This is a genomic window from Microcystis sp. BLCC-F209, assembly GCF_041928595.1.
Lineage (GTDB): Bacteria > Cyanobacteriota > Cyanobacteriia > Cyanobacteriales > Microcystaceae > Microcystis.
Map to the genome: position 1 here is coordinate 1 of NZ_JBHFLL010000111.1, position 3491 is coordinate 3491.

4 protein-coding genes and 2 pseudogenes are annotated in these 3491 nt (G+C 40.1%); 4 read left to right on the top strand and 2 right to left on the bottom strand.

The window, feature by feature from the left end:
• Positions 1–140: 140 nt before the first annotated feature.
• The 4 genes and pseudogenes from ACE1AQ_RS07110 to ACE1AQ_RS07125 all read left to right on the top strand — a co-directional run.
• Positions 141–557 (top strand): annotated as a pseudogene (locus ACE1AQ_RS07110) (RNA-guided endonuclease InsQ/TnpB family protein); the annotation flags it as partial.
• Between the two features lie 291 nt (positions 558–848).
• Complete coding sequence (locus ACE1AQ_RS07115; protein ID WP_008197592.1) at positions 849–1154, top strand: hypothetical protein; 306 nt, start codon at positions 849–851, stop codon at positions 1152–1154.
• Between the two features lie 246 nt (positions 1155–1400).
• Positions 1401–1625, top strand: a complete 225-nt coding sequence (locus ACE1AQ_RS07120) for a Calvin cycle protein CP12 (RefSeq protein ID WP_008197591.1) — start codon at positions 1401–1403, stop codon at positions 1623–1625.
• 208 nt (positions 1626–1833) lie between these two features.
• Positions 1834–1935: pseudogene (locus ACE1AQ_RS07125) on the top strand (transposase); the annotation flags it as partial.
• A 297-nt stretch (positions 1936–2232) separates the two neighbouring features.
• Here ACE1AQ_RS07125 and ACE1AQ_RS07130 read toward each other — a convergent pair.
• On the bottom strand, positions 2233–2940 hold the full coding sequence (locus ACE1AQ_RS07130; protein ID WP_008197589.1) for a hypothetical protein: 708 nt from the start codon (positions 2938–2940) through the stop codon (positions 2233–2235).
• A 59-nt stretch (positions 2941–2999) separates the two neighbouring features.
• Positions 3000–3344, bottom strand: a complete 345-nt coding sequence (locus ACE1AQ_RS07135; protein ID WP_301182376.1) for a ubiquitin-like protein — start codon at positions 3342–3344, stop codon at positions 3000–3002.
• Positions 3345–3491: the final 147 nt, after the last annotated feature.

The window sequence follows — 3491 nt, forward strand, 5'->3', positions numbered from 1 at the left end:
AGAAGGCTTTTGTAGTAACGATTCTGGTTTGAATCACACAATTTAGAGAACCGTTAAAAATCTATGAACTCCCGAAAAGGCTTGCCATCTAAGCATTTCGCATCTAAGTACAATTTCTTATTGCAAAAGTGGGATGCTCCCAAGAGGCATTGCGCGTCATTAAATCTAACGATTTCATCGCTTACGAAAACTTAAATATTCAAGGCATGGTAAAAAACTCTAAACTAGCTAAATCTATTAATGATGTGGCTTGGTCAACTTTTCGGCAATGGTTAGAATATTTTGGGTTTAAATATGGTAAGGCTACGGTAGCAGTAGCCCCCCATAACACGAGTCAAAACTGTTCTAATTGTGGTCAAAAAGTCTCTAAATCTCTATCTACAAGAACCCATATTGGTCCCGATTGTGGCTATGTAGAAGATAGAGACATTAACGCCGCTATCAACATTCTCAAAAAGGGACTAAGTACGGTAGGGCATACCGAAACTAATACGCTTGGGGAGAGATTCCCTCTGGTTTGGTTGGATACGTCCTGTCAGATTAAGGAAACTCGATGAACCAAGAATCCCTCGCATAAGCGCGACGGGAGTGTCAATATTAATAATATCAACCTGAATTATACAGCCATAAATGCGCGTGATGCTGTCCCTGCAACCCAGATGAACCAAGAGATAAAGAGCCGGTTCGGTATCAAAAACTGTTTCAGTTTTGACGGGATCACTAGGCGCTCTCAGTAGGGAATCTGATTTTTGTGAATTACTGTTGGTAAGAGTGCGCGACCGAGAAAATATTGATAGAGTATTGATGAGGAGACCAGGAAAAATTCAACTTTAAGAGGATTTTCACTGATGACAGCAGTTACCGAAAATGATCTGAAAAGGTTAGAAGATTTAATCGTTAGCGGACAGAAAGCGATCGAATCCCGACTGACAAACCGAGAAAATGGACAGAAGGCGATCAAAAACAGTCCACTAGGAGAAATTAAAGGAGATATTAAGGCCTTGCATGCCAAAGTTACGGGACTAGAAAAGCGGGTTGACGATCTCAACGCACAAGTCAACATTACCACCATTGGATTCCTTAGCATTGTCGGCATTTTGGTGACAGGAATGCTGACTATTGCCGGCAAAACAGTCTTTTTCCACAGTCCCTAGAATAAGTCGGTATATGGTTCTGCTCGCTGTCTATCCCGGGGAGAAATCCCTCTGGCGTTTCTCCAGTGCGAAATCTGGGCTAAAAATTGGCCCGGTCAGGAAATCTTGATCTTAAATTCCCCAAAAATTGCGCTAGGATCGGCTTAATAGCACAGGAGAGGCGATCGATTGGGATAACCGATCCTGTGGTTTGAAAACGTGACTGTATAATTGTTAGAGTGTCAATAGATAAATTCCAGAGGAATCATGAGCAATATCCAAGATAAAATTCAAGAAGAGCGAAAAAACGCCAGAGCCGTCTGTAGTACGGAAGGTGCCACCTCTGGCGAATGCGCCGCCGCTTGGGATGCGGTGGAAGAATTACAAGCAGAAGCCGCTCACCAACGTCAAGACCACCCCCAAAAAACCTACTTCGAACAGTATTGTGATGATAATCCCGATGCCGCCGAGTGTCGCGTTTATGACGATTAATGGAGTCGGGCAGCGGTTTTTTCTCTCCTGACAGTAGAATCCTAGCTTTAGGGCGATCTCAACTATAAAGAGATCGCCCCTCGTTGCTAGATGAATAATCGTGGTGTTAAGTAGTCGTGCAAAATTAATTTCCTAGTGAAGATAGGCAAGAGGCAAAAAGCAGGAGGCAAGAGGTGGTTAGATATGTGTAATTAATTTTGCTTAGGTACTTAGCAAAACAGAGTTATTTCCCTACACCACAGCACTAAGAAAAGAGTTTAAATTTGTTGATCATTTACATTCCCATACTTGCCAGACTGCTGTAGAACGACAAAATAATAATAAAAACAATTAACCGTTATTTTTGATGGTAAAGTCTTTCATTCTGAGACAGGCAAAATCTCATACCCGTTACCTGATTTCCATCGTCTCAGAAGCAGAAATACCAGAAAAACCTTGAGGAGATGCTCGGGACATTTTAGAAGATATGGCTGGAACTATTCAAGTCCCAGAAGACTGGTCAAAAGAAGAGGACTTTTATCTTGATGGAACACCGCACCGATGTCTTTAAGAATGTTGGGTTTCTCTCGAACCATTGCATCGAGCAGTTTTATCCTAGTAAAACTATTTATTGAATTTTGACATTTAATTTATAGCTGGCATTGCCGCGAGTTCCCCCTACAATTATTTCATAATTTCCAGTGGCTGGTAATTTTAAACTAGATTGGGTGGCTTCTGTTTTCAATATTTCCCCATTCGGTGCAATCACATCAAATACGGCATTATTTTCTAACGATGTAATTTTCAGATCCATTCTCTGTCCTTGATTCGCTCTTAATAAATAAATATCTCTACTCCCTCGAACAACCGATTGATTAACGGTGGCGCTATTAGTTCCTGGTGCAAACCGGATTTGAGACACTAAACAAGGTTCTTTTCGATAAACTTCTTGTCCCGTATTCAAAGAATCTGCGGTTAACGTCCAGATTTCTCGAGTTTTTTGGGTGTCTAACTCAATTTTTGTCGTGATATTTAAGTTTAACTGATTTCCCTTTTTTGTTCCTTGTAAGGTTTGAGTATAGGAAGTATAATAAGATGCTTGTTCATTATGAATTGTAGCTTCTACCCGACCCGTGACTTGATTTCCCTGAATATAAATCCTTGCGGTAGAATCCAGATCATCATTAGCGACCGAAAAACAATAACCTTGAATCGAAGAAGTTCTAGACGCTTGGGCAATTTGTCGGGGGAAATAATTTGCCATTCCTGGTGTAACATTCACTAAACTTGTAAAAATGACTACACATCCTAATAATTTCATCATAATCACGACCATTCCAAATTTTCACTAATGCTAAACTAATCATCACCCCAGCCACCCTATTTATGGGAAGTTCATTTATGAACTATTTTAGCCGATTTTAAAGCATTTTGGTCTGGTTTTTTGCGATGTTGATCAAGATTCGTCGATTTTACTATTATAGCTCCTAACCCTAGAAAAATTAGAGCGGTTGTTACCGAAGGTTCAAAAATAGTTACAGGTGAATTTTGGATTAGATGTAATGTGCTTTCTTTTTGGATATTATAATCAGCTAAAGTTCGCCACTCTTCTAAAACCTTACCAGCAAATATCAAAGTTTGCTGCTCTGAGAGAATACCTTCTTTGTCTTGAATCTTATCTTTTATATTGTCAATTGTATCAGATGGCTCAACCTCTAAAGTTATGGTTTTGCCAGTTATCGTTTTGCTGAGAGGGGGACAAGCGAGCTAGAAAGTAGATAGGGCAAGCGATATCGCTCTTTGTCCTTTGATGTAATCCTTCAACCGATAGCGGCTAATTTGCATTAGCTCTTCTATATTTTTTTGGAACATTTGATGTAGCTGGAG

Bases quoted from the DNA above. Each gene is read 5' to 3' on its own strand.
- ACE1AQ_RS07115 (WP_008197592.1), top strand. From the start codon at position 849: ATGACAGCAGTTACCGAAAATGATCTGAAAAGGTTAGAAGATTTAATC.
- ACE1AQ_RS07120 (WP_008197591.1), top strand. From the start codon at position 1,401: ATGAGCAATATCCAAGATAAAATTCAAGAAGAGCGAAAAAACGCCAGA.
- ACE1AQ_RS07130 (WP_008197589.1), bottom strand. From the start codon at position 2,940: ATGGTCGTGATTATGATGAAATTATTAGGATGTGTAGTCATTTTTACA.